Here is a 362-nt window from a genome sequence, read left to right as displayed (position 1 = left end):
CCCTCCTTTTTTGTAGAACCTTTTGATATGGATGGCTCAGGAGGAGGTTTTGTAGGTATTCATACTGATACACCAACTTCCACATTAGATGTAAATGGAACCTTAACAACGAAAGGATTGCGTGTGGTTTCTGAAACTTTAATTGGCAGTAATTGGGTGTTAACGGCCGATGGAACTGATGGTAGTGTAAAGTGGGCAGCACCTACAGGTTCAGGAGGAGGAAGTACATATACACATCCTGCCCATACAGGTATGGTTGGATCCGATGGAGATGGTGATACTTGGCTTAATGTCTCAGCAATTGAAGTGCAGACTTATACTTCTTCGCTTTCTTCAACGGATAAATTAATCTTTGCAAGATC

The 362-nt window shown here is 42.0% G+C and carries 1 protein-coding gene; it reads left to right on the top strand.

Annotated elements, in window-relative coordinates; genetic code table 11:
- The coding region (locus HNS40_RS22820) for a hypothetical protein (protein WP_172284999.1) at nucleotides 1–362 on the top strand (362 nt) is incomplete at both ends.

Source organism: Lentimicrobium sp. S6 (genome assembly GCF_013166635.1).
In the GTDB taxonomy this organism is placed as follows: Bacteria; Bacteroidota; Bacteroidia; order Bacteroidales; family UBA12170; genus UBA12170.
Note: the sequence above shows the minus strand (reverse complement) of the source record. Positions and strands in the feature narration are given on the sequence as shown.